The sequence below is a fragment of the Mycolicibacterium neworleansense genome (assembly GCF_001245615.1).
Classification (GTDB): domain Bacteria; phylum Actinomycetota; class Actinomycetes; order Mycobacteriales; family Mycobacteriaceae; genus Mycobacterium; species Mycobacterium neworleansense.
The window spans coordinates 598,576-621,878 of the sequence record NZ_CWKH01000002.1; the positions used below are offsets into that span (position 1 = coordinate 598,576).

The 23,303-nt window shown below is 66.4% G+C and carries 23 protein-coding genes; 18 read left to right on the plus strand and 5 right to left on the minus strand.

All coding sequences use genetic code 11. The features are described 5' to 3' along the window. Positions 1-13 precede the first annotated feature (13 nt). From BN2156_RS18610 to BN2156_RS18635, 6 genes are all read left to right on the plus strand, one after another. Complete coding sequence (locus BN2156_RS18610) at positions 14-898, plus strand: 5-oxoprolinase/urea amidolyase family protein (RefSeq protein ID WP_090517480.1); 885 nt, start codon at positions 14-16, stop codon at positions 896-898. A 49-nt stretch (positions 899-947) separates the two neighbouring features. Next, entirely contained in the window at positions 948-1,538 is a 591-nt protein-coding gene (aac(2')-Ib, locus tag BN2156_RS18615) for an aminoglycoside N-acetyltransferase AAC(2')-Ib (protein WP_090517481.1), read from the plus strand. Between the two features lie 110 nt (positions 1,539-1,648). After that, complete coding sequence (locus BN2156_RS18620) at positions 1,649-3,064, plus strand: nitrate/nitrite transporter (protein ID WP_090516466.1); 1,416 nt, start codon at positions 1,649-1,651, stop codon at positions 3,062-3,064. A 34-nt stretch (positions 3,065-3,098) separates the two neighbouring features. After that, the gene (locus BN2156_RS18625) at positions 3,099-4,250 is read left to right on the plus strand and encodes a uroporphyrinogen-III synthase (protein WP_090516467.1); all 1,152 of its coding nucleotides are present in this window, start codon (positions 3,099-3,101) and stop codon (positions 4,248-4,250) included. Next, complete coding sequence (locus BN2156_RS18630) at positions 4,247-4,942, plus strand: sirohydrochlorin chelatase (RefSeq protein WP_090516468.1); 696 nt, start codon at positions 4,247-4,249, stop codon at positions 4,940-4,942. The genes BN2156_RS18625 and BN2156_RS18630 overlap by 4 nt, the downstream gene beginning before the upstream one ends. 672 nt (positions 4,943-5,614) lie before the next feature. Further along, positions 5,615-5,872 (plus strand): helix-turn-helix domain-containing protein, encoded by a 258-nt coding sequence (locus BN2156_RS18635; RefSeq protein WP_090516469.1) that lies wholly within the window; start codon positions 5,615-5,617, stop codon positions 5,870-5,872. Here the strand turns inward: BN2156_RS18635 and nirD are convergent. The 3 genes from nirD to BN2156_RS18650 form a co-directional block, all read right to left on the minus strand. After that, entirely contained in the window at positions 5,857-6,228 is a 372-nt protein-coding gene (gene nirD / locus BN2156_RS18640) for a nitrite reductase small subunit NirD (RefSeq protein ID WP_090516470.1), read from the minus strand. The two genes, BN2156_RS18635 and nirD, sit on opposite strands and share 16 nt — an antisense overlap. Further along, positions 6,225-8,798 (minus strand): nitrite reductase large subunit NirB, encoded by a 2,574-nt coding sequence (gene nirB / locus BN2156_RS18645; protein ID WP_090516471.1) that lies wholly within the window; start codon positions 8,796-8,798, stop codon positions 6,225-6,227. Before nirB ends, nirD begins: the two co-directional genes overlap by 4 nt. A gap of 124 nt (positions 8,799-8,922) precedes the next feature. Further along, positions 8,923-10,335 (minus strand): aminotransferase-like domain-containing protein, encoded by a 1,413-nt coding sequence (locus BN2156_RS18650; RefSeq protein ID WP_090516472.1) that lies wholly within the window; start codon positions 10,333-10,335, stop codon positions 8,923-8,925. Between BN2156_RS18650 and BN2156_RS18655 the strand changes: the two genes are divergently transcribed. Beyond that, the gene (locus BN2156_RS18655; protein ID WP_090516473.1) at positions 10,334-11,242 is read left to right on the plus strand and encodes a DMT family transporter; all 909 of its coding nucleotides are present in this window, start codon (positions 10,334-10,336) and stop codon (positions 11,240-11,242) included. The genes BN2156_RS18650 and BN2156_RS18655 overlap by 2 nt on opposite strands. Positions 11,243-11,292: 50 nt before the next feature. Here the strand turns inward: BN2156_RS18655 and BN2156_RS18660 are convergent, their stop codons facing one another. After that, positions 11,293-11,757 carry a hypothetical protein gene (locus BN2156_RS18660; protein WP_090516474.1) on the minus strand — a complete coding sequence of 155 codons (465 nt, stop codon included), beginning with the start codon at positions 11,755-11,757 and terminating at the stop codon, positions 11,293-11,295. Between the two features lie 112 nt (positions 11,758-11,869). Then, positions 11,870-12,628 carry an isocitrate lyase/PEP mutase family protein gene (locus BN2156_RS18665; protein WP_090516475.1) on the minus strand — a complete coding sequence of 253 codons (759 nt, stop codon included), beginning with the start codon at positions 12,626-12,628 and terminating at the stop codon, positions 11,870-11,872. Positions 12,629-12,840: 212 nt separating this feature from the next. Here BN2156_RS18665 and BN2156_RS18670 point away from each other — a divergent pair, with 212 nt between their 5' ends. The 11 genes from BN2156_RS18670 to BN2156_RS18720 all read left to right on the plus strand — a co-directional run bounded on the left by BN2156_RS18670 (position 12,841) and on the right by BN2156_RS18720 (position 23,258). Next, a complete protein-coding gene (locus tag BN2156_RS18670; protein WP_090516476.1) occupies positions 12,841-13,137 on the plus strand; it encodes an Rv0250c family protein in 297 nt (98 codons plus the stop codon). A 52-nt stretch (positions 13,138-13,189) separates the two neighbouring features. Further along, on the plus strand, positions 13,190-14,011 hold the full coding sequence (locus BN2156_RS18675) for a succinate dehydrogenase subunit SdhC (RefSeq protein WP_090516477.1): 822 nt from the start codon (positions 13,190-13,192) through the stop codon (positions 14,009-14,011). Positions 14,012-14,075: 64 nt separating this feature from the next. Further along, the gene (locus BN2156_RS18680) at positions 14,076-15,983 is read left to right on the plus strand and encodes a fumarate reductase/succinate dehydrogenase flavoprotein subunit (RefSeq protein ID WP_090516478.1); all 1,908 of its coding nucleotides are present in this window, start codon (positions 14,076-14,078) and stop codon (positions 15,981-15,983) included. A gap of 2 nt (positions 15,984-15,985) precedes the next feature. Next, entirely contained in the window at positions 15,986-16,738 is a 753-nt protein-coding gene (locus tag BN2156_RS18685) for a succinate dehydrogenase/fumarate reductase iron-sulfur subunit (protein ID WP_090516479.1), read from the plus strand. Between the two features lie 144 nt (positions 16,739-16,882). After that, a complete protein-coding gene (locus BN2156_RS18690) occupies positions 16,883-17,887 on the plus strand; it encodes an AAA family ATPase (protein ID WP_090516480.1) in 1,005 nt (334 codons plus the stop codon). 9 nt (positions 17,888-17,896) lie between these two features. Continuing rightward, complete coding sequence (locus BN2156_RS18695; protein ID WP_090516481.1) at positions 17,897-18,787, plus strand: DUF58 domain-containing protein; 891 nt, start codon at positions 17,897-17,899, stop codon at positions 18,785-18,787. Further along, on the plus strand, positions 18,787-19,260 hold the full coding sequence (locus tag BN2156_RS18700) for a hypothetical protein (RefSeq protein WP_090516482.1): 474 nt from the start codon (positions 18,787-18,789) through the stop codon (positions 19,258-19,260). Before BN2156_RS18695 ends, BN2156_RS18700 begins: the two co-directional genes overlap by 1 nt. Next, positions 19,251-20,327 (plus strand): hypothetical protein, encoded by a 1,077-nt coding sequence (locus BN2156_RS18705; protein WP_090516483.1) that lies wholly within the window; start codon positions 19,251-19,253, stop codon positions 20,325-20,327. The genes BN2156_RS18700 and BN2156_RS18705 overlap by 10 nt, the downstream gene beginning before the upstream one ends. Next, positions 20,324-21,361, plus strand: coding sequence for a vWA domain-containing protein (locus BN2156_RS18710; protein WP_090516484.1), 1,038 nt, complete (start codon positions 20,324-20,326; stop codon positions 21,359-21,361). The genes BN2156_RS18705 and BN2156_RS18710 overlap by 4 nt, the downstream gene beginning before the upstream one ends. Next, on the plus strand, positions 21,358-22,413 hold the full coding sequence (locus BN2156_RS18715; RefSeq protein WP_090516485.1) for a hypothetical protein: 1,056 nt from the start codon (positions 21,358-21,360) through the stop codon (positions 22,411-22,413). Before BN2156_RS18710 ends, BN2156_RS18715 begins: the two co-directional genes overlap by 4 nt. Then, positions 22,410-23,258: a hypothetical protein gene (locus tag BN2156_RS18720; RefSeq protein WP_090516486.1), complete on the plus strand. Its 849-nt coding sequence runs from the start codon at positions 22,410-22,412 to the stop codon at positions 23,256-23,258. The genes BN2156_RS18715 and BN2156_RS18720 overlap by 4 nt, the downstream gene beginning before the upstream one ends. Positions 23,259-23,303 lie beyond the last annotated feature (45 nt).

Sequence of the window (23,303 nt, forward strand, 5' to 3'; positions counted from 1 at the left end):
CGAGGAGGACACCATGACCACGACATTGGAAGTTCTGCGTACCGGACCGCTGGCCCTGGTCGAGGATCTCGGCCGCCCCGGCATGGCCCACCTCGGTGTCACCCGCTCAGGTGCCGCCGACCGCCGGGCCCACACGCTGGCGAACCGACTGGTCGCCAACCCCGGTGAGCACGCCACCATCGAGGTGATGTTCGGCGGATTCTCCGCACGAGTGGTCGGCGGGGATGTCTCCATCGCGGTCACCGGCGCCGATACTGACCCCGCCGTCAACGGGGTCCCGTTCGGCACCAACAGCATTCACCATGTGCACGCCGGCGAGGTGATCTCGCTTGGCGCACCGCACTCGGGGTTGCGCAGTTATCTGGCGGTGCGCGGCGGCATCGCCGTCGAACCGGTCCTCGGTTCGCGGAGCTACGACGTGATGTCGGCGATCGGGCCGGCGCCGCTGCAGCCCGGCGACATCCTTCCGGTCGGTGAGCACACCGCCGACCTGCCCGAGACGGACCAGGCCCCGGTCGCCTCGATCAGCGATGACGTGCTGGAACTCAATGTGGTGCCCGGGCCGCGCGACGACTGGTTCGTCGACCCCGACGTGCTGATCCGCACCAACTGGCTGGTGACCACCCGCAGCGACCGGGTGGGCATGCGCCTGGTGGGCATGCCGCTCGACTACCGCTGGCCGGATCGTCAACTGCCCAGCGAGGGCGCGACCCGTGGAGCAATTCAGATACCGCCCAACGGTTTTCCGGTGATCCTCGGGCCCGACCACCCCGTCACCGGCGGCTACCCGGTGATCGGTGTGGTGACCGACGAAGACATCGACAAGCTGGGCCAGGCACGGCCCGGCCAGACCGTGCGACTGCACTGGGCGCACCCCCGCCGCCCGTTCGAGGGCTAGTCGAGGACAACGTAGAGACACCGGCGCGCGGCGCTGGTAGAACATGGGTGTGCCCATCCAGGATGTCAGTTCGCCGTCCGTCCGAGGCGGGATCCTGCACACCGCGCGCCTGGTCCATACCGCCGATCTCGACCACGAGACCCGCGAAGGCGCCAGACGCATGGTCATCGAGGCGTTCGAGGGCGACTTCAGCGACGCCGACTGGGAACACGCCCTCGGCGGCATGCACGCGTTCATCTGCCATCACGGCGCCCTGATCGCGCACGCCGCCGTGGTTCAGCGGCGCCTGATCTACCGTGACACCGCACTGCGCTGCGGCTACGTGGAAGCCGTGGCGGTGCGCGAAGATTGGCGCGGTCAAGGTCTGGCCACGGCCGTGATGGACGCCGTCGAACAGGTCCTGCGTGGGGCCTACCAACTCGGCGCGCTCAGTTCGTCGGAGTCCGCCAGAGACATCTACCTCGCCCGCGGCTGGGTGCCCTGGCAGGGCCCCACCTCGGTGCTGCAGCCTTCCGGCGTGACACGCACTCCCGAGGACGACCGGTCGGTCTTGGTGCTGCCGGTCGACTTGCCGGTAGGCCTGGAACTCGACACCACAGCCGAGATCACCTGCGACTGGCGCAACGGCGACGTTTGGTAACCACCTGTAAGCACAGGCTCACATCCATGTAGGTGAGCGGGTGAGCGGAATTTCACGGCCGGGTCATCGCGGGGAGCGCCTGCGCAATAATCGCTTCCTACTTTTGCGCCATGCCCACATTGCTGAAGTCGAATCGCATCACCAACTGGGATCCCGAGGACACCGTGGCCTGGGAAGCCGGCAACAAGTACATCGCGCGACGGAATCTGATCTGGTCGGTGTTCGCCGAGCATGTCGGCTTCTCCATCTGGTCCATCTGGTCGGTGATGGTGCTGTTCATGCCGGAGGCCGTGTACGGCTTCTCGGCCGGGGACAAGTTCCTGCTGGGCGCCACCGCCACCCTGGTGGGCGGCTGCCTGCGCATCCCCTACACGCTGGCCACCGCCACCTTCGGCGGCCGGAACTGGACGGTCTTCTCGGCCTTCGTCTTGCTGATCCCCACCGTCGGAACGATGGTGCTGCTGGCCAATCCGGGCCTGCCGCTGTGGCCCTACCTGCTGTGCGCGGCCCTGGCCGGCTTCGGCGGCGGCAACTTCGCCTCGTCGATGACCAACATCAACGCGTTCTACCCACAACGGCTCAAGGGCTGGGCACTGGGGCTCAACGCCGGCGGCGGCAACATCGGCGTGCCGATGATCCAGCTGGTCGGGCTGCTGGTGATCGCGACCGCGGGTAACCGTTCCCCGTACTGGGTGTGTGCCATTTACCTCGTGGCGCTGGCCGTGGCCGGAATCGGCGCGGCGCTCAACATGGACAACCTCGAGCAGCACAAGATCGACCTGGGCGCGATGAAAGCCATTCTGGCAGAACGTGATACCTGGGTGATCTCGCTGCTCTACATCGGTACCTTCGGATCCTTCATCGGTTTCTCGTTCGCCTTCGGCCAGGTCCTGCAGATCAACTTCGCCGCCGGCGGCCAGACCGCGGCGCAGGCCTCGCTGCACGCCGCGCAGATCGCGTTCCTCGGCCCGCTGCTCGGCTCGGTGTCCCGGGTGTACGGCGGCAAGCTGGCCGACCGGATCGGTGGCGGCCGCGTGACCCTGGCGGTGTTCGCCGGCATGATCCTGGCGGCCGGGCTGCTGGTCGGGATCAGCATGTTCGACGATCACACCGCCGGTGCGGCCAACAGCCTCATGATGATCGGCTACGTGGTCGGATTCATCGCCCTGTTCCTGCTCAGTGGCCTGGGCAACGGCTCGGTCTACAAGATGATCCCGTCCATCTTCGAGGCCCGCAGCCACTCCCTGCAGGTCAGCGAAGAGGAGCGGCAGCGGTGGTCGCTGTCGATGTCGGGCGCGCTGATCGGATTCGCCGGTGCCATCGGTGCCCTGGGCGGCGTGGGCATCAACCTGGCGCTGCGCCAGTCCTACCTGACCAGCGGATCGGCCACCGCGGCGTTCCTGATCTTCCTGGCCTTTTATCTGGTGGCCTCGGCCTGCACCTGGTTCCGCTACGTCCGGCGGCCGGCTGCGACGGGCGTCACACCGGCCCCCGAAGACCGACACGCCTCGGCAATGGTCGGTTAATCACTTGGAAACACGAGATGCCTTCACTGGACACATGAACGAGCCCGACTGGGCACCGCTCACCGGTTTTCGTGTGGCGGTGACCTCCGCCCGACGTGCCGACGAACTGAGCGCGCTGCTGACCAGGCGTGGCGCGACGGTGACCAGTGCGGCCGCCATCACGATGGTTCCGCTGCCCGACGACGATGAACTGCGCGCCCACACCGCGTCGCTGATCGACGTCCCACCGGACATCGTGGTGGCGACCACAGGCATCGGTTTCCGCGGCTGGTTCGCCGCGGCCGACGGCTGGGGCCTGGCCGCCGAGCTCACCGACGCGCTGAGCAAAGCCCGCATCGTCTCCCGTGGCCCCAAGGCCACGGGAGCGTTGCGGGCCGCGGGCCTGCCCGAGGAATGGTCGCCCGAATCGGAATCCTCCCGGGAAGTGCTGCGCTACCTCATCGAGCAGGGCGTCGCGGGACAACGCATCGCCGTCCAGCTGCACGGAGCCACCGACGAGTGGGATCCGTTCCCCGAGTTCCTCGACGAATTGCGCAGTGCGGGCGCCGAGGTGGTACCGATCCGGGTCTACCGCTGGCACCCGGCGCCGCGGGACGGCGAATTCGACCAGATGGTCACCGGAATCGCCGAACGCCGCTACGACGCAGTGAGTTTCACCTCGGCCATGGCAGTGGCCTCCGTGCTGATGCGGGCCACCGAGATGGATATCGCCGACCGGGTGCTCGCGGCGCTGCGCTCCGATGTGCATGCCATGTGTGTCGGTCCGGTCACCGCCCGGCCCCTGGTTCGGCTCGGGGTGCCGACCTCGTCGCCGGAACGAATGAGGCTGGGCGCCTTGGCCCGTCACATCACCGACGAACTGCCACTGCTGCAAGCCCGCACCGTCCGAGTCGCCGGGCACACCCTCGAGATCCGGGGCACCTGCGTCGTGGTCGACGGCACGGTCAAGTCGCTGTCCCCGGCCGCGATGGCCACCATCCGGGCACTGGCTCACCGCCCCGGTGCGGTGGTGTCGCGGTTCGACCTGCTCAGCGCGCTGCCGGGCACCGGCACCGACACCCACGCCGTGGAAACCGCAGTGCTGAGGCTTCGTACCGCGTTGGGAGACAAGAACATCGTGTCTACGGTCGTCAAGCGGGGCTATCGCCTGGCCGTGGACGAAGCCGAGATGGCGCGGGCGCGATGAGTCTGGTCCTGGTCGCACACGGAACCCGCAAGCCCGGCGGGGTGGCGATGATCGGCGATCTCGCCGCACGGGTGTCCGACATGCTGGGCCGGCCCGTACACGTCTCCTTCGTCGACGTGGTGGGCCCCACACCGAGCGAAGTACTCGCATCTCTTCCGACGGACTGCCCGGCCGTGGTGGTGCCCGCATTTCTGGCCGCCGGATACCACGTCCGAGTCGACGTGCCCACCCATGTGGCAGCCAGCGAACACCCCGCCGTCACTGTCACCCAGCCGCTGGGCCCATGCCCCGGCACCGTCCGCGTGCTGGCCGACCGGCTCATCGAATCAGGTTGGCGACCTGGCGATTCCGTGATTCTCGCAGCGGCCGGAACCTCCGATCGAAGCGCGCAGTCGGACCTGCGGCGCACCGCCGCACTGCTGTCAGCGGTGACCGGCGACCGCGTAGAACTGGCCTTCGCCGCCACCGGCGCGCCTAGTGTGGCCGAAGCCGTCGCCGCGCAGCGCGGCCGCAGCCATCGCCGCGTAGCTGTGGCGTCCTACCTGCTCGCCGATGGGCTTTTCCAGGACCGGCTGCGTGAATCCGGCGCCGACCTCGTAAGTGAACCGCTGGGCACCCATCCCGGAATGGTCCGGCTGATTGCGAACCGGTTCCGCCGCGCCGGGGTACTGAGCCTGCCGGCCGCGGCGTAGGCGGATCGACCGCGCGATGAGCGGTCCGGCGCAACCCACGAGGATGAGTGCGCCGCCGGCGCCCGCCACCGAGAAGGCCGCCGAGCGGCGCGCACCGACCATCGCCGAACATTGCTCGACGTAATCACTGGCCATGAAACCCGGTCCGGCGAGCGTGTGTTGATCCAGGTTGAGCCGGTCCTGCTGAGCGGCAACCGAGTAATCCGGTCGCGCTCCGTTACCGCATGGAATGGGTTGACCGGCGCGATCCACAGCATTCAAGGCCAAGGGCACAAACGTTGCCCCGAGTGCGCCCAGCATCGCTGCCGCCCCCACCAAATTCAATACCGAACGCGCAAACATCCCTTGTCAGCCCCTCTGACGACGCTTCCTTGCGAGGGAGTCTAAACACACCCAGCGAACTATTCTAGTTAGCCAGGGAGATACGCACCACAGCTTTGAACAATGTCCCGACCGTGCAATTCTGGCAAATTCCTTCCCGAAACCGCCTCTGTGCAGGTAGTTGCCGGGGTAACTAGCCTCAGGACCGTTTGCCGACGGATCGCGGTGTCAGATACGGGCCGAAAACTCAGCTATCGTTAGCGCGATCATCGGACGATTCGGCGGGAGTAGAGACAAAGGTGCAGGTGACAACACCGGCGGGCGCAGCCCGTCGAGACGACGCGCACGGCAGTGCGACCCGGTGACCGGGTCCCGGCCGAACGTCTGCGTCAGCACCTGCTCAATGCGCTGGAACGCACGTCACGGCCGATGACGACCGCACAGCTACGTGACGACATGCACGAACACTTCCGTGCACCCGTCGTAATCGAGTCCGTTTACCGCAACCTGACGGTCCTGGAACGGCGCGGAGACGTCGAGCGCCGCAAGCTCCAGGGGCGCGACGCCCACTGGAGCCGGGCCACCGATCAGGATCAGGCTGCGATCTGAACGAACCCACCCGGAGTGACCCGGGTCCGGTACACCGGGATCGACACCTCCGCGTCATCGAGGCAACTACCGTCGTCGAGCGCGAAGGCCTGCTTTTTGATCGGTGACTGCACGGTCGCCCGGCCACCGCGATCGCCCACGATCCCGCGGGAGACCACGGCCGCACCGGAGAACGGGTCGATGTTTCCGACCGCGTGCAGCGAGCCGTCATCGAGGCGGAACAGCGCCGCCTGCGCGCCGCCGGGCAGCAGCACCGCGACCCCGCGGCAAGGAATCAGGAAGTCGTATCGACAGGCCGTCGTCCACTCCGAGAGGTTCGGTGCGGAAGCGTCTTTGCGATCGTCGAGCACTGTCATTTCGCCTCCTGGAATCCGCGGATCTTCGGCATCCCGATATCAGTGGCGCCGGGCACCTTCCGGCCGGCGCGCTCGGTGAAGGTGATGGTCGGATCGTCCACGTCCGGTGCGTTGACGAACGACACGAACCGCGAGAGCTTCTCGGGGTCCTCCAGCACGCCCTTCCATTCGCAGGCGTAGCCGTCGACATGGCGTTCCATGGCCGCCTCGAACTCCTCGGCCAGCCCGAGCGAGTCGTTGCACACGACCTCGCGCAGGTGATCGAGTCCACCGTCCATCGCCTCCAGCCATGGCGCGGTGCGTTGCAGGCGGTCCGCGGTACGGATGTAGAACATCAGGAAGCGATCGATGTAGCGGATCAGTGTCTCGTCATCGAGGTCGCCTGCCAGCAGCTGGGCGTGCCGCGGGGACATCCCACCGTTGCCGCAGACGTAGAGATTCCAGCCCTGCTCGGTCGCGATGATGCCGACGTCCTTGCTCTGCGCTTCGGCGCATTCGCGCGCGCACCCGGAGACGGCCATCTTGATCTTGTGCGGAGCCCGCAGGCCCCGGTATCGCTTCTCGATCTCGACCGCCATGTTCACCGAATCCTGCTGGCCGTACCGGCACCAGGTGCTGCCCACGCAGCTCTTCACGGTGCGCAGCGACTTGCCGTAGGCGTGACCGGACTCCATGCCGCCCTCGACCAGGCGCGCCCAGATCTGCGGCAACTGCTCGACCCGCGCCCCGAACATGTCGATGCGCTGCCCGCCGGTGATCTTGGTGTACAGGTCGAAATCCCGTGCGATTTCCCCGATCAGGATCAACTGTTCGGGCGTGATCTCACCGCCGGGCGACCGGGGCACCACCGAGTAGCTGCCGTTCTTCTGGATGTTGGCCAGGAAGTGGTCGTTGGAATCCTGCAGTGAGGCCTGCTCGCCGGCCAGGATGTGGTCGGAACTGGTCGACGCCAGGATCGAGGCGATCGTCGGTTTGCAGATGTCGCAACCTTTTCCGGTTCCGAACCGCTCGATCAAGCCGGAGAAGGTCCGGATCTCGGTGGCGCTGATGATCTCGAAGAGTTCGGCCCGAGACTGGCTGAAGTGCTCACACAGCGACTTGGACTGCTCGACACCCTCGGCCTCCAGCAGCTGCTTGAGCAGCGGCACACAGGAACCACACGACGTGCCGGCCAGCGTGCACTTCTTGAGGCTGGGCACATCGTCGCAGCCGCCGCAGATCGCTTCTTTCAGATCACCTTTGGTGACGTTGTTGCACGAGCAGATCTGTGCGATATCGGGAAGGGCCGCCACGCCGAGCGCGGGTGCGTCGCCGTCGCTGACCGGAGCGATCAACGCCAGTGGGTCCCCGGGGAGTTCGCTGGCGACCATCGGCCGCAGCACCCCGTACGCCGACGCGTCACCGACCAGGATGCCGCCGAGCAGCGTCTTGGCGTCATCGGAGAGCACCAGCTTGGCGTACGTCTGCTTGACCGGGTCGTTGACGACCACCTCCAGGCAGTTGGGCGTAACCCCTTTGGCATCACCGAAACTGGCGACGTCGACGCCGAGCAGCTTGAGCTTGGTCGACATGTCCGCACCGGGGAACTCGGCCTCACCACCGAGCAGGCGGTCGGCCACCACCTCAGCGGTGGTGTATCCCGGCGCCACCAGGCCGTAGCAGCGGCCATCGATCGCTGCCACCTCACCGATCGCATAGATGTTGGGATCGCTTGTCACACAAGACAGATCGGTGAGGACGCCACCGCGCTGCGCCATGTCGAGGCCGGCCGCGCGGGCCAGCTCGTCACGCGGGCGCACACCGGCCGCGAAGACGACCAGCCCGGCATCGATCGTGCTGCCGTCGTTCAGCGAAATGCGCATCGAGTCATCCACGTCGGACTTCCGCAGCGGCTTGTGCCGCTGTACCGGCGCAATGCTGTCGGTGCCGACCGCGGTGTGCACCTCGATGCCGAGACCCCGCATCATCCGGTTCAGCAGGGTGCCACCGGCCTCGTCGAGCTGTGCCGACATCAGATGCGGCGACATCTCCAGAACGTGGGTCCTCAGGCCGAACTGCCGCAGCGCGTTGGCCGCTTCCAGGCCGAGCAGACCACCACCGATCACCACTCCGACCGGCGACTTCGAGTCCATCGCGCTCTTCGCGCTGGCGCGGATGGCGTCGAGGTCATCGAGGGTGCGGTAGACGTGCACGCCCGGCAGGTCACGCCCGGGCACCGGCGGCACGAACGCATACGAGCCGGTGGCCAGCACCAGCGCGTCGTACTCGAAGCTCTCGCCGGTGACGGTGTGCACCGTGCGGGCTTCCCGGTCGATCTCGGCGACCGCGCAGCCGAGCCGCAGCTCAACCTGGTCATCACCGGCGTAGTCATTTCCGGGCAGGGCCAGCTGGGCCCGGTCCCAGTGCTCGGTGTAGGCGGTGAGTCCGACCCGGTCATATGCGGCGTCAGCTTCCTCCGACAGCACGGTGACCCGCCAGGTCCCCGCGGCGTCACGCGACCGCAACGCCTCGACGAAGCGGTGGCCCACCATGCCGTGTCCGACGACCACGACGTTCTGTGTTGACGACATACGGCGAGGTTAGGAACTCGAAGTTGCCGAAATGTCGCCCTGTGTGAAGCGCCCGTCACGGTGTCCTCACGGCCTCCGCCGCGCACATGTGAGATCGGCCGACGGTGAGGTCGAGACGCTCCAGCTATCCCAATTGACGGTCAAGGGCACGGCCGATGACCTGGGCCCCCTCGGCGAAGCGTTGCGGATCGGGTCCGGAGTAGTTGAGCCGCAGGTACGGCCCGGATGGCTCGGCCGGGAACCACTCGTTGCCCGCCGCGACCAGCACCGACTCCGCCTCACAGTCGCGTACCAACCGCTGCAGATTCGTCGCGTCGGGCAGACGCAGCCACAGGTGCAACCCACCGCGGGGTATCTGTTCGAGCTGCGTACCCGGAGCATGTTCGGTCACCGCGGCAATCAGCAGGTCACGCCGGGCCCGTAACTGCTGGCGCAGATCACGCAGGTGCGTGCGCCAGGCCGGCTGGGTGACCACATCGAGCGCCGCGGCCTGCAACAACCCACTGACATACATCGACTCCGCACCCCGGTCTGCCAGAATCCGGTCGCGGGCCGGGCCCCTCGCCACCATCGCCCCCACCCGGATCGACGGCGACACGCTCTTGGTCAGCGACCTCAGATAGATGACGTGCCCGGCGTCATCGGATGCCGCCACCGGCCTTGGGCTGCTGTCGATCCCGAAATCATGCGCCCAGTCATCTTCGACCAGGAACGCGCCGTGCCGGCGCACCACTTCCAGGATCTCGGCGGCGAGCTCCGGCTCCCATTGGGCACCAGTTGGATTGGCGTAGTTGGGCTGGGCGTAGAACACCCGGGCACCACTTTCGGCGAAGGCGCGCGAAAGTTCCTCGGGTTCAGGCCCGCGCGGTCCACTGGGCACCGGTACCAGCCGCACGCCGCACTGGGCCGCGGCCAGAATGGCTCCCCAATAGCTCGGCGACTCGATCAGCATCGGCTGCCCGAATCCGACCAGTGCACGAAAGATCGAGCTCAGGCCGCTCTGGCTGCCCGGCAGCACGATCACCTCACGAGCCGTCGGGACGGTGACGCCCGCCCCGAAGGCCTCGGCCAACTCCTGCGCGAACCAGGCCTGCAGGTCCGGGCGGCCGGGCGCGGGAGCCGGGCTCAGTGCGGCGTCCCCGCGCCCGGCCCTGGCGCATGCGGTACGGACCAGTCGTTCGGGAAGTAGTTCGCGGACCGGATAACCGGAGTGAAACGCGATCACGTCGGGCGCGACGCTGCGCAGCGGCGTCGACAGCGCCGGGACGCGCGCCTGCGGGGAGCGCAAAGCCGCCGTCTGCCAGCCATAGTCGGGCAGACGGGCCGTGCGCACCGTTCGCACGAACGTCCCGACCCCCGGCCGGCTCTCGACCAGTCCCAGGCTGCGCAGGGTGCGCATCGCCTTGGCGACGGTGACCGGACTGGCCGCATATTCAGCCACCAGCGCCCGGTTGGACGGCAGCTGCGCGCCCGGTGGCGCGGTGCCGATCCACTTCCGCAGGCCGGACACGATCCGCTCAGTGCTATCGTTATCCATGTTGGTACAGAGTAGCGCTACTCGGAATAGTTCGTCTGCGCTATCCCACCCCGGACTGTGGTGGGGACTGTTGGGCGTGACGGCGTTCTCCTTCACCATCGTGTTCACCAAGGTGGCCATCGGCGGGCTGTCCGCACTGTTCATCGGCGCCGGGCGGGCCGTCGTCGCGGCCGCCATCGCCGCAGCGGCCCTGGCCCTGACCCGGCAGACTCTGCCCACCGGCCGGCAGTGGGCTCGGCTGGCCGTGGTGGCAGCCGGCGTCGTGGCGGGCTTTCCGCTACTGACCTCATATGCACTGACGGTGGTTCCGGCCAGCCACGGGGCCATCGTGGTCGCGTTGCTGCCGGCCGCCACCGCGGTGTGCGCGGTGCTGCGCGGGCACGAGCGTCCGCCGGCCGCTTTCTGGGTGATGGCGGCGGCCGGGGCGCTGGCCGCAGTCGTTTTCGCCATGCTGCACGGCGCCGGATTCGGCCACCTCAGCTGGCCCGACCTGTTGCTGTTCGGCGCGGTGCTCGCCGCGGCGATCGGATACGCCGAGGGCGGGCTACTGGCCAGAGAACTCGGTGCCTGGCAGACCGTGTCCTGGGCCCTGGTGGTCGCGGCGCCGGTGATGCTGGCCCTGACCGCACTGGCCGTCGTGCAACATCGCCCGCACGCGACCCCGGTGCAGTGGGCCGCGTTCGGCTACCTGGCGGCGGTCAGCATGTATCTGGGCTTCTTCGCCTGGTACCGAGGACTGGCCATCGGGCCGATGACCCAGGTGAGCCAGGTGCAGTTGATCCAGCCGGTGATGACCATCGGCTGGGCGGCGCTGTTGCTACACGAACAACTGACCTGGTCGACCGTGCTCGGTGGGGCCGTGGTGATCGGGTGCGCGGCCCTGGCGGTCCGCATCCGCCTTCGCTGATCACAGCGAAAGCCGCTGGAACCACTTGGCTCCAGCGGCTTTCGGATGAATCAGAGTTTTACCGGGAAGTCCGAACTGTAGACGTCACCGCGAACGCGTCCCGGTTTCGGTGGCCCCTCGACAACCACCCAGGCCTGCGTCGCGTCCGAACTCAGTGGCCCGGCGACCGTGACGGTCGCCGTCCCGCTGGCATCGGTGTGCAGCAGGGCGCCCGACACACCGGGATCCCCGAGGTTGCACGTCGCCACCGACGGCCGTGGCAGCTGGATGAGCCTGACCCGATATTCGGTGAAGGGAGTGGCCGACTGCAGCCTGACCTCGGCACCTACGTGCGAGCCATCGGCGCCGATGCTGGCCATGCCGGAGCCGGAACCCGAGCCCATACCCCCGAGGAACAACGCTTTCGTGAAATCACACCCCCGGATGGAATTCGACAACGGCACCATCGTCGTCGCCCCGGCCGGCGGTGCGCCGATCCCGCCGAGCACCCCACCGGCCGCCACCAACGTCACCATGCTTTTTGTGCGCCAATCCATCGCATGCATCCCGCCTGCTCGACGTATCAGTGCGTCATTATTGGCACACATCGCACGTCGAGAAGCGGGACTTTGCGCAAATCGCTGACGGCTACCTCCAGCGGCCGAGCACCTCTTTGGCCCGCGCGCTCAGCACGGCCTGCAGGAACGGCCCGAAGGTGATCCGTCCGACGCCGGCGGCCGTCAACTCCGCGAGGTCGGCGGTATCGGGCGGGACGGTCACACTGACCGGCAGCGGAACCTCGGACACCAAGCGCGCCAACGCTTCCGGGTCACGCAGCCCTGGCGGGAACAGCGAGTCGGCCCCGGCGGCCGCCGCCTCGGACAGCCTGGCGATCGCCCGGTCGACGCGATCGGCATCATCTCCGTCGTTGCGCAGGAACAGGTCGGTCCGTGCGTTGATCACGACGTGCACCCCGGCGGCATCGGCTGCCGCACGCAGCTGCCCCACCAGCTCGGCGTGCTCGGTCGAGCTACGCAGGCGCTTGCCCTCCTTGTGCACGGTGTCCTCGATGTTGAGCCCGACCGCCCCGGCGCCGAGCAGGCCCTCGATGAGCCGCTCCGGCCGCTCGCCGTAACCGGACTCGATGTCCACCGAGACCGGCACGTCGACCGCGTCGGTGATTTGCCGCACCCGGGTCAGCAGATCGTCGAACGACATCACCTCGCCGTCGGCCTTGCCGATCGAATCGGCCAGCGGGTGACTCCCCACGGTGAGCGCGGAGAAGCCCTCGCCGACCGCCAGTCGCGCCGACCAGGCATCCCACACCGTGGGCAACACAACGGGGTTGCCGGGTTGGTGCAGCGCCAGCAGCGCCGCCGCCCGCTCCTGCAACGTGGTCTCACTCATTGATCCTCCAGGTACTCAGAATGTGCTGCTCAGATGTCCTCCGGCCAGGCGCGATGCCGGCGAAAACAACACTACGACCCGGGCCCCGAGGGCTCACGACGAGCGGGGCGGGACGGCCGAGTCGACGTGATGCGCATCACGTCTCGATCGTGATGTGGCTAGCATTGGGTGTCGTACTGTGAGCCCTGACACCTTCAGCCCGAGGAGGTCACTTGTCCACCACCACTGAGTTCTCTGAACTTCACAACCTGATCGGCGACATGCGTCGCTGTGTCACCACGTTGGCGTCGAAGTACGGGGATTCCCCCGCCATGCGCCGCGTGATGAACGACGCCGAGCGGATCCTCAACGATATCGACCGGTTGGACATCGACGCCGAAGAGTTGGAGATGCGTCACGGCGTGACACGCCAACAACAGGCCCGCGAGAAGATCGGCATCCCCGACACCCAATACGGAAGCGAGTTCTGGCAGGACGTCGCGGACGAGGGTCTCGGCGGATATCGCTGAGCTCACGGGCGTTTGACGCCCGAGAAAACAACTGAACCTCAGAAAGGGAACCGTGAGCGCACCCACCGCTGACCGTCGCGCGACCGGGGTCTTCTCGCCCACACGAGCGCAGATCCCCCAACGCACCCTACGGACCGACCGGTGGTGGCAGGCACCACTGTTGACCAATCTGGGGCTCGCGGCGTTCGTCATCTATGCGACGGTCCGGGCGTTCTGGGGAAGCGCGTACTGGGTAGAGGACTACCACTACCTGACGCCCTTCTATTCACCGTGTATCAGCACGGCCTGCGCGCCCGGATCGAGCCATCTCGGTCAGTGGGTCGGCGAGCTGCCCTGGTTCATCCCGATGGCGTTCATCTCACTGCCGTTCCTGTTGGCCTTCCGGCTGACGTGCTACTACTACCGCAAGGCGTACTACCGGTCGGTGTGGCAGTCGCCGACCGCCTGCGCGGTGGCCGAGCCGCACGCGAAATACACCGGGGAGACCCGCCTTCCGCTGATCATGCAGAACCTGCACCGGTACTTCTTCTACGCCGCGGTACTCATCTCACTGCTCAACACCTACGACGCGATCGTGGCGTTCCACTCGCCTTCCGGCTTCGGATTCGGCCTCGGCAACGTCATTCTGGTCGGCAACGTCATCCTGCTGTGGATCTACACGGTGTCCTGCCACTCGTGCCGGCACGTCACCGGCGGCCGGCTGAAGCACTTCTCCAAACACCCTGTGCGCTACTGGATCTGGACACAGGTGAGCAAGCTCAACACCCGCCACATGCTCTTCGCCTGGATCACGCTGGGCACCCTGGTCCTCACCGACTTCTACATCATGTTGGTGGCCAGCGGCACCATCTCGGATCTCAGGTTCATCGGCTGAGTCGGCCAGCTGAATTCATTGGCCGGCAAGTACATACACGCGAAAGGGCGAGTGGGGAATTTCTATGGGTGAGCTGGAGCGGCACACTTACGACGTTGTCGTGATCGGTGCCGGTGGGGCAGGTCTGCGCGCGGTGATCGAGGCCCGCGAACGCGGCCTGCGGGTGGCCGTGGTGACCAAGTCGTTGTTCGGCAAGGCCCACACCGTGATGGCCGAGGGTGGCTGCGCGGCGGCCATGCGCAACGTCAACACCAAGGACTCCTGGCAGGTGCACTTCGGTGACACCATGCGCGGCGGCAAGTTCCTCAACAACTGGCGGATGGCCGAACTGCACGCCCAGGAAGCCCCCGACCGGGTGTGGGAGCTGGAAACCTACGGCGCCCTGTTCGACCGGACCAAGGACGGCCGGATCAGCCAGCGCAACTTCGGCGGGCACACCTACCCGCGGCTGGCCCACGTCGGCGACCGCACCGGCCTGGAGATCATCCGCACACTGCAGCAGAAGATCGTCTCGCTCCAGCAGGAGGACAAGAAGGAACTCGGCGACTACGAGGCCCGTATCAAGGTCTTCCACGAGTGCTCCATCACCGACCTGATCAAGGACGGCGACCGGATCGCCGGCGCCTTCGGCTACTACCGCGAGACCGGCAACTTCGTGCTGTTCGAAGCGCCCGCGATCGTGCTGGCCACCGGCGGTATCGGCAAGTCGTTCAAGGTGTCGTCGAACTCCTGGGAGTACACCGGCGACGGCCACGCCCTGGCGCTGCGCGCCGGGTCGGGCCTGATCAACATGGAGTTCATCCAGTTCCACCCGACCGGCATGGTGTGGCCGCTGTCGGTCAAGGGCATCCTGGTGACCGAGGGTGTCCGCGGGGACGGCGGAGTGCTCAAGAACTCCGAGGGCAAGCGGTTCATGTTCGACTACATCCCCGCGGTGTTCAAGGGTCAGTACGCCGAGACCGAGGAAGAAGCCGACCAGTGGCTCAAGGACAACGACTCCGCGCGGCGCACGCCTGACCTGCTCCCCCGCGACGAGGTGGCCCGGGCCATCAACTCCGAGGTCAAGGCCGGCCGCGGCTCGCCACACGGCGGCGTGTACCTCGACATCGCCTCGCGCATGCCGACCGAGGAGATCAAGCGTCGGCTGCCGTCGATGTACCACCAGTTCATGGAGCTGGCCGAGGTCGACATCACCAAGGACGAGATGGAAGTCGGCCCCACCTGTCACTACGTGATGGGCGGTATCGAGGTCGATCCGGACACCGGTGGCGCGGCCACCCCCGGGTTGTTCGCCGCGGGCGAGTGCTCAGGTGGTATGCACGGCTCCAATCGCCTTGGCGGCAACTCACTTTCGGATCTGCTGGTGTTCGGCCGACGCGCCGGGCTCGGCGCCGCCGACTATGTGGCGGCGCTGCCCGAGCGGCCCAAGGTCAGCGAAGCAGCGCTCATCGAGGCCACCGAGTTGGCGTTGGCGCCGTTCGAGTCTCACGCCAATCCGGAGAATCCGTACACGCTGCACGCCGAGTTGCAGCAGTGCATGAACGACCTGGTCGGCATCATCCGCAAGGAAGAGGAGATCCAGGAAGCCCTGGCCAAGCTGGCCGAGCTGCGGACCCGCGTGCACAACGTCAGCGTCGAGGGCGGTCGCGCCTTCAACCCGGGCTGGCACCTGGCCATCGACATGCGCAACATGCTGCTGGTCAGCGAGTGCGTGGCCAAGGCCGCGCTGGCCCGCACCGAAAGCCGGGGCGGGCACACCCGCGACGACTATCCGGACATGGATGCCAACTGGCGCAACACCCTGCTGGTGTGCCGGGCGGTCGGCGAGGACCAGGTGGTGCCGGACGTGACGGTGACGCCCGAGTCGCAGCTGCCGATGAGGGAGGACCTGCTGGCCACGTTCGAGCTGTCCGAACTCGAAAAGTACTACACCGCACAAGAACTGGCCGAGCACCCAGATCGGAAGGGCTGAGCATGAGTGCGTATAACGCGAACCTACGCGTCTGGCGCGGCGACGACACCGGAGGCGAGCTGCAGGACTACACCGTCGAGGTGAACGACGGCGAGGTGGTGCTCGACATCATCCACCGGCTGCAGGCCACCCAGACTCCCGACCTGGCGGTGCGGTGGAACTGCAAGGCCGGCAAGTGCGGGTCCTGCTCGGCCGAGATCAACGGCCGCCCGCGGCTGATGTGCATGACCCGGATGTCGACCTTCGATCCGTCCGAAACCGTCACAGTGACGCCGCTGCGGACGTTCCCGGTGATGCGCGATCTGGTGACCGATGTGTCGTTCAACTACGAAAAAGCCCGCCAGATCCCGTCTTTCACGCCGCCCAAGGAGCTGCAGCCCGGTGAGTACCGGATGCAGCAGGAGGATGTCGAGCGCAGCCAGGAATTCCGCAAGTGCATCGAGTGCTTCCTGTGCCAGAACGTCTGCCACGTGGTGCGCGACCACGAGGAGAACAAGGAGGCGTTCGCCGGGCCGCGGTTCCACATGCGGATCGCCGAGTTGGACATGCATCCCCTCGACGTCCTTGACCGCAAGGAGATGGCGCAGGACGAGTTCGGCCTTGGCTACTGCAACATCACCAAATGCTGCACCGAGGTGTGCCCGGAGAACATCAAGATCACCGACAACGCGCTGATCCCGATGAAGGAACGGGTTGCCGACCGCAAGTACGACCCGATCGTGTGGCTGGGCAACAAGCTGTTCAGGCGTAGCTAGTCAGCCGAGCGTGCGCTCAGATCGCAGGTCCGCCCCCAAACGCGATCTGAGCGCACATTCGAGGGCAAGAATTTGGTGCACCCGCTCCCCGGCAACCGTTGTTAGGCTCAACCGACATCAAGCGCGCTTCGACGGGGGATACGTATGCAGTTGTCCGGACCTCAGCTGTCCCATGAGGACCTCCAGCGCGTCGGCGGGACGATCCAGTACCTGCACAACGCGCTGTCAGCCAAGATCGTCGGCCAGAAAACCCTGCAACAGTCCCTGTTGATCGGACTCATCGCCTCGGGTCACGTCTTGCTGGAAAGCGTTCCGGGGCTGGCAAAGACGACGGCGGCGAAGACCCTCGCCGAAAGCCTGTCCGCACGTTTCCAGCGCATCCAGTGCACACCGGACCTGCTGCCCAGCGACATCACCGGCGGGCAGATCTGGGACCAGAAGAACGGTGAGTTCAAGGTCTCGTTCGGCCCGGTGCACGCCAATATCGTGCTGCTCGACGAGATCAACCGGTCATCGGCGAAAACCCAGAGCGCAATGCTGGAAGCCATGGAGGAACGCCAGACCACCATCGGCGGAACGGTCTACCCCCTGCCGAACCCGTTCCTGGTGCTCGCCACGCAGAACCCCATCGACCAAGAGGGCACGTATCAGCTCTCCGAGGCGCAGATGGACCGCTTCATGCTGAAGGACATCCTCACCTACCCCACGGCAGAGGATGAGGAGGAAGTCATCTCGCGGGTCGCCGGCGGGGTGTTCGAGACTCGGCCGGAGGCCGGCAACGGACAACTCGACATCCAGCGGGTGCTGTGGCTTCAAGCCATGTTCAAGCGGGTGTTCATCGACCGCTCGATCGTGAAGTACACGACCTACATCGTCAACGCGACCAGGCATCCCAAGAACTACCTGGAACCGCAGCTGGCCGATCTCATCCAGTTCGGTGCCAGCCCCCGGGCCACCATTTCTCTCTGCCGGGCGGCGTGCGCACACGCCCTGCTGGAAGGCCGGCCCTACGCAGTCCCCGACGATGTCAAGGCCGTTGCCAAACGTGTTCTGCGGCACCGGATCATACTGAAATTCCAGGCCTCTGCCCAAGGTGTCACCCCGGAATATCTCATCGACGGCATCCTGCACCGCGTTCCGACGCCGTAGCGAGCCACGATGGGGGACATTCTCAACCGGGTCCGCGCCCAACTCAATTTCGACCCTCGGGCCGTCGGGATGCGCCTGCGGTCACACCGGGTGTTGGAGGGCGGCCACACCTCGCTGCAGTTCGGCCGCAGCGACGATTTCGTCGACCTGCGCGAGTACGCCATCGGCGACGACGTCCGCGACATCGACTGGAAGGCGTCGGCCCGCAACACCCACCTGGTGGTCCGCCGGTACGTCGCGGAGAAGGCCCAGGAGTTCCTGCTGATCGCCGATACCGGTGCCAACCTGCTCGCCCACGCCCCGAGCGGAGAAAGCAAACGTGACCTGGCGATCTTGTCCCTCGGGGCGGTCGGGCTGGTCGCCTCGGCCCAGGCCGACAAGATCAGCCTGGTCTACGGGGACGACCGCGGATCGTCCATCGAGCCGGGCAAGACCGGCGAGGACCATCTCGAGCAGATGCTGACCCTGCTCAGCCACATCAACATCGAGGTCGGCAACCCGTCCAACATCGTCAGGCAGCTCGAGTTCGTGGCCGGCAATCTGGACAAGCGCTACGCCGTCTACATCGTCTGCGATCAGCCCGCTGTCACACCGGAACTCGTGGCAGCGGCGATGACGGTGCGGGGTCGCAACGCGATCCACTGGATCCTGATCGAGGACCTCGACATCCTCGGGCAACCGCACGCCGCCGACGAGGTGCTCGACGTGGCCACCGGCAAGGCCCTGCTCACCCCGTCGGTCCTGGGAGCCAGGGTGCTGGAGTCCTACCGCCGGGCCGAGGCGGCGCGCCGGGCTGAATGGGAGTCGTTCATCGCGCAACTCGACAGTCCGTGTGTCCGTATCTCGTCGCGGGCCGATATCGGCCCGGCCCTGTCCGTGCTGTCGGAGGGACGACGCTGATGCACGACGCGATCGACTTCCTGTTTCCCCCGATGTCCTACCCGGTGTGGTGGGTGATCGGCGCCGCGGTCCTCGTCCTTCTCGTCATCGGCTGGATCGTCGGGGTGATCGTGTGGACCCTGCCCATCGAGGTCCTGCGCCGAATCCCGGTCATCCGCGACATCAGCTACAAGGTGCTGCGGTTCAAATTCTCCCGGTCACTGACCAAGGTTGAGCAACTGCATCACGAAGGGCAGCTCTCCACCCGCCAGGCATTCCACGAGATCAGCCGAATCTTCCGGAATTTCATCGATTTCCGGACCGGATTCCAGGCGCGCAGGATGACTGCGACCGACGTCGCGCACAGCCCTCTGGCCGGCCCTGCGCTCAATGTCCTCGCGATGACCTATCCGGGCCAGTTCGACGACGCCGACCCGCGGAGCGTTCCCGTTGTCGTCGAGGCAGCACGGACGGCGGTGCTGACATGGGCTTGAAATGGCCTCTCCTTCTGCTGCCGATCGCGATCGCCATCGGCGTCGCGCTGTGGTACGCCACGCGGCGTACGCGCTTCGGCTGGCAGGGTGAATTGCCTTACCTCGCACGGTCGTTCCGGATCACCACGCTCCCCGAGTACCAGCGGGCCCTGCGGCTGCACGAACGCCTCTCCGTGGTGGCACTGGTAATGGCGGTGATCGCGGTGTTCATGCTCATCGGCGCCACACTCCGACCGACCAAGACATACGAACCGCAGCTGGCCGGGTCGGACACCCCGAACGTCGACATCATGTTGTGCTTCGGACCGCTCTACAACATCGGCATGACCGACAGCGTTGCCATATCCCAGTTGATGACCATCCTGGGGGAGAAGGTGGACGGGTTCGGCAATCAACGCATCGGGATGACCAAGGAGTTCTACCGCAACTTCCCGGTCACCTCGGATCTGCCGTGGGTGTCAGAACGTCTGGCCGAGATCGGCAAGGTCGCCGAGGCGGCCGGGTCCAAAGACAATCCGGCGGCGGCTTTTTCCTCCGACAGCGAGCTGTTCAACCGGTACGCCGACACCAGGTCGACGATCAACGACACGATCGCGATGTGCGCCATGGGCCTGCCCGCCGTCGGATCGGACAACGGCCGCGGCCGGGCGATCATCTACATCGGCGACACCAAGACCTATTCCGACACTCCCCCGACGTATTCCGACGCGATGCTGACCGGCATCGTCAAGGATTCGAAGATTCAGGTGAACACCATCGTCCCGGGGACTCACCCCGGGGAGTTCATCGACCAGCTGGTGAAGGATTCCGGTGGCAAGCAGTACCTCTACACCGAGGTCGGCGGTCTCATCGGTGACGACGCGACACCCAGGAAGATCGAGAACCAGAAGGAAGAGCTGTCGAGCGCGCTCGACAAGATCATGTCGAACCCACCGCCGTCGAAACTCGACGAAGAACGCCAGGAGGAGAAGCATCCGTTCCGGTGGGATGTTCCTGACCTGCTCCTGCAGATCGCGTTGATCGCGGCTGTCGCGCTGGCCGCAGCACGGCTGGGGATGCGGCTGTGAAACTCAGCGTCGCCCCGGTTTTCCCGATCTGGTTGATCGTCGCGTTCGTGCTCGTGGCGGTCGGCCTGCGAATTGCCGCCGCCATCGTCAGCACCCGCCGCCGAGGGCGGATGCCCGACGGCCGGGAGTGGCTGCGCATCGGCATGGCCCTGGTGGCCATCGTGTGTCTCGGCCTGGCCGCCACCCGCCTCGGCGACGAGTCCGATGCCGAGCGCCCGCCCCGGCTGACCACCACCGCCGAAGAATCCAACATCAACGTGTTCCTGGTGATCGATCGCTCGGCGGGCATGAATGCCAGCGGCTTCGGCCGTTCGGCGGGAACCAGCTACGGCGACAGTGAAACCCGTTTGGAGGGCGCCATGAAGGACGCCCAGGTGGTGCTGACGAAGTATCCGGATGCCCGGTTCAGCGTGATCTCCTACGCCGAGACCGCCCGCGTCGACTGGCCGATCTCGCGGGACGAGTGGAGCCTGGCCCCGTTCCTGCAGAACTTCAGACCCTACGGCGAGCGGTCGACCGATGGTGTGGTGAAAACCGATGTTGCGGCGGCGAATTCGCTTCTCAAAGACCAACTCAACGCAGCCTCACGCACGTACCCGGGGTCGGCGAATCTCGTCTTCATCTTCGGTGCGGGCAGCGACTCGGACAATCCGGAGTTCGACATCCCACTGGCCCAGGTATCCGGCGGGGCGGTGTTCGGCTACGGGACCAACGACACCAAACCACGCATCTACGCCGGCCCGAACTACGACACGGTCGACGTCCCGCTCAACGAAGAGGCCCTGACCACCGCGGCCGACAGTCTGGGTATTCCGTTCCAGAAGCGTGAGAGCGGGTTGGTCAGCGCCGACGAACTGCCCTCTGCGGTGCCCCAAGCTGCCCCCGCCGATCCGATCAATCCGAAAGTCCCGCATCCGGATCGCACCGAGTTCTACTGGTTCTTCGCCGCGATCGCCGCAGCGCTGTTCGGCGTCGAACTGTACGGGCTGGCCGGTCACTGGCTGCGACGCAGAAGGGGGACGGTACGGAAATGACGCAGACACTCCCGCCCGCCGAATCGCGCGAGGCACAGCAGACCGGACAGCAGAAACCGTCTGCTCCGCGGCCCAGCCGCCTGCAGTTGCGACGCAAACTTCTGCTCTGGTCGATTCCCGTGCTGGTACTGCTGCTCCTGCTGGCGGTCAAGATCGCCAGTGTGGGCATCCTCGGCAACAGGCTGCCCGGCCAGTTCGCGGCCCGCGACGATGCGGCCATGCAGAACACGCTCGAGTGGATCGATGTCGGCAACATCGGGCGCGGCTTCCGCGAAGAGTTCGCCCAAGGTGACCTGCTGATGCTCCGCGGCGACGTCCCCGGCGCCTTCGACCGATTCAAGGCCGCGCACGAGAAGGAACCGAGTGCCTGCCCGCCGCGCGGCAACTTCGCCCTGATCGCCGAGAAGCTCAGTGACAGTGAACTCAAACAGGGCAATTTCACCAAGGCGCGGGAAATCCTGACGCCCGCGGTGGAAGCCGCCAACGGCGACACCGGATGCTTCACCACGTTCCCGTCCGCGAGCCCCGACATCCGCGCGTTCGTCGGTGAAACGCCCGAGCGGCTGGCCAACAAGCTCGCAGCCCTCAAAGCCGGAGCGCTGACCAAGACGCCCGACGGCTACGACTACAAGCGTGCGCCCGGCGGCGGAATCGACTTCACCGAGTCCAAGACCGGTCCCTGCCCCTATCCCGACGACGAAGCCCGCATGAAGGAATGCATCACGCTCAAGGACCGGGAAGTGGCACAGAAGACGGAGGCAGCGCGCCAGGCTCAGCAACAGCAAGAACAGGCCCAGCAACCCCCGGCCGATCCCAACCAGCCACCGGCTCCCAATGCACCACCCCCACCCCCGCCGCCGACGCCGACGCCGACGCCGGCCCCAGGACCGGGGCCGGGGCCGGGTCAGGGCCCGGGGACCGAAGCGCCCCTGAAATACCCTGACCACGTGGAGCTTCGTCCAGCCGACGGTCCGGGTTTCTGCGACCCCGACGGAACCCCGCTCGGTCACTTGACCACAGCCCTGTGCAGCACGGCAGGACCCCAGCCGTGAGCGGGCCCAACGGGATGCCCGACCAGTGGTCATACTCGGCGCCGCCAGGTGCGACGAGTCCCCGAAAGCTGTCGCGGCGAACGATCATCCTCGGCAGCGTCGGCATCGGCGTCGCAGTGGTCCTGGTCGCGGCGCTCGTGGCCTGGCTGGCCTGGCCGCGGTCGGCGCCCATCGAGCACGCGGATGCGCCCGAAAAGGGCAGACCGCTGCTGAGCGACAAGCCACCCACGATGATCCTCAACGCGATCGACTTCGACTCGCTGTACCCGCCGGGCTACACCGAGTTCGACTACACAAAGATGAATCAGAGCGGGGGCTCCGGGTACGACCCCGACCGCGAATACAAATTCACGTCGGAGCCGCAGGGTTGTACGTCAGACGACGATCCGCTGTACACCGCCAAATGGGACTTCGGGGGCGACGACGATCCGGAGCGATACAAGGACGCCCGCATCTCACGCCTGATGTACCCGGTCGACGATCCCGGCGGCAACAAGGAAGACAGCAAGTCGTTCTCGCTCACGGTGTTCCCGTCGAAGGAACCGACCAGCCTCGACTTCGCCCGGCAGTGGTACGAGCGCTGCAAAGGCGCCAAGATCACCACCGTCATCAGCAAGCATGGCCAGGTCATCGAGACCAAGACCCGCTCACTTGACCATGTGGTGATCGCCGCACCCGAATCGGCCGCCGACGACTCCTTCGCGCTGACCAGCACGGAGCGGGAGGAGTGCGACTACTACGGCCTGGTCCGGGGAATGATCGTCAACGTGACCTGCCCGCCCGAACAGAAGGACGCCGGCGCGCAGTTGTTCCGCAAGGTCGTCATCGGGCTCCAGGAAGTTTGAGCCGCTCGGTGAGCTTCGGCGCGTAGGCTCGAGAAAGCAGCCAAT

Coding starts and splice junctions, on each gene's coding strand:
- nirD (WP_090516470.1), bottom strand. CDS start 6,228: ATGACAGTGCTCGACGATCGCAAAGACGCTTCCGCACCGAACCTCTCG.
- nirB (WP_090516471.1), bottom strand. CDS start 8,798: ATGTCGTCAACACAGAACGTCGTGGTCGTCGGACACGGCATGGTGGGC.
- BN2156_RS18695 (WP_090516481.1), top strand. CDS start 17,897: ATGGGGGACATTCTCAACCGGGTCCGCGCCCAACTCAATTTCGACCCT.
- BN2156_RS18610 (WP_090517480.1), top strand. CDS start 14: ATGACCACGACATTGGAAGTTCTGCGTACCGGACCGCTGGCCCTGGTC.
- BN2156_RS18700 (WP_090516482.1), top strand. CDS start 18,787: ATGCACGACGCGATCGACTTCCTGTTTCCCCCGATGTCCTACCCGGTG.
- BN2156_RS18665 (WP_090516475.1), bottom strand. CDS start 12,628: ATGAGTGAGACCACGTTGCAGGAGCGGGCGGCGGCGCTGCTGGCGCTG.
- BN2156_RS18685 (WP_090516479.1), top strand. CDS start 15,986: ATGAGTGCGTATAACGCGAACCTACGCGTCTGGCGCGGCGACGACACC.
- BN2156_RS18680 (WP_090516478.1), top strand. CDS start 14,076: ATGGGTGAGCTGGAGCGGCACACTTACGACGTTGTCGTGATCGGTGCC.
- BN2156_RS18715 (WP_090516485.1), top strand. CDS start 21,358: ATGACGCAGACACTCCCGCCCGCCGAATCGCGCGAGGCACAGCAGACC.
- BN2156_RS18705 (WP_090516483.1), top strand. CDS start 19,251: ATGGGCTTGAAATGGCCTCTCCTTCTGCTGCCGATCGCGATCGCCATC.
- BN2156_RS18690 (WP_090516480.1), top strand. CDS start 16,883: ATGCAGTTGTCCGGACCTCAGCTGTCCCATGAGGACCTCCAGCGCGTC.
- BN2156_RS18625 (WP_090516467.1), top strand. CDS start 3,099: ATGAACGAGCCCGACTGGGCACCGCTCACCGGTTTTCGTGTGGCGGTG.
- BN2156_RS18655 (WP_090516473.1), top strand. CDS start 10,334: ATGTTGGTACAGAGTAGCGCTACTCGGAATAGTTCGTCTGCGCTATCC.
- BN2156_RS18650 (WP_090516472.1), bottom strand. CDS start 10,335: ATGGATAACGATAGCACTGAGCGGATCGTGTCCGGCCTGCGGAAGTGG.
- BN2156_RS18620 (WP_090516466.1), top strand. CDS start 1,649: ATGCCCACATTGCTGAAGTCGAATCGCATCACCAACTGGGATCCCGAG.
- BN2156_RS18660 (WP_090516474.1), bottom strand. CDS start 11,757: ATGGTGACGTTGGTGGCGGCCGGTGGGGTGCTCGGCGGGATCGGCGCA.
- BN2156_RS18630 (WP_090516468.1), top strand. CDS start 4,247: ATGAGTCTGGTCCTGGTCGCACACGGAACCCGCAAGCCCGGCGGGGTG.